Source organism: Halomonas elongata, assembly GCF_029081005.1.
In the GTDB taxonomy this organism is placed as follows: domain Bacteria; phylum Pseudomonadota; class Gammaproteobacteria; order Pseudomonadales; family Halomonadaceae; genus Halomonas; species Halomonas elongata_B.
This window is the reverse complement of sequence record NZ_JAJQTQ010000062.1, coordinates 1-810: the sequence shown is the minus strand read 5'-3', so window position 1 is coordinate 810 and position 810 is coordinate 1. Positions and strand designations below refer to the sequence as shown.

Annotated in this window: 1 protein-coding gene; it reads right to left on the bottom strand. The window is 66.3% G+C overall.

Annotated elements, in window-relative coordinates; genetic code table 11:
• On the bottom strand, window positions 1–810 hold an 810-nt coding region (locus tag LU493_RS19420), incomplete at both ends, for a TRAP transporter large permease subunit (RefSeq protein ID WP_275289454.1).

The following is an 810-nucleotide window of genomic DNA, read 5'->3' as shown; positions in this document are numbered from 1 at the left end:
GATCGGCACGAAGATCGGCAGGGTCAGCATGGCCACGCCGATCCAGTCGAGGAACATGCCCAGCACCAGCAGGATCGCCATCATCACCAGCAGGATCACGATCGGCGCCACGTCGAGCCCCGTGATCATGCCCGAGATGAAGCGGTTGCCGCCCATCAGGTTGTAGACCCCGACCAGGGCCGCGGCGCCGATGCCGATCCAGATGATCATGCCGCAGGTGGTCAGCGTCTGGCCCAGGCTCTCGTGCAGGGTCTTCACCGAGAACTCGCCGCGCAGCACCACCGCCAGTAGCACGCCGAATACGCCCATGGCCGCCGCCTCGGTCACCGAGGCCACGCCGCCATAGATCGAGCCCAGCACCAGCAGCGCGATCAGCCCCGGCACGATGACTGCCTTGAGGGCCTGCCAGCGGTTGGCGAAGCCTTCCTGGCGATCGACATCGCTCATCGGCGGCCCCATGGCGGGGTTGCGCAGGCAGCGCACCAGCACATAGGCGATGTAGCTGATCATCAGGATCACTGCCGGGGTGATGGCCGCGGTGAACAGGTCGGCGATCGACACGCTGGCGATCAGCCCATAGATGATCAGCACGATCGAGGGCGGCATCATGGTGCCCAAGGCCCCGCCGGCACAGACCACGCCGATCGACAGATGCTTGTCATAGCCCAGGCGCAGCATCTGGGGCAGTGCCAGGATCCCCAGCAGCACGATCTCGCCGCCGATGATCCCGGACAGGGCGGCGAGGAAGAAGGCCACCACGATGGTCTGTACTGCCACGCCACCGGGCAGACGGCCGGCGAAGACCCGCAT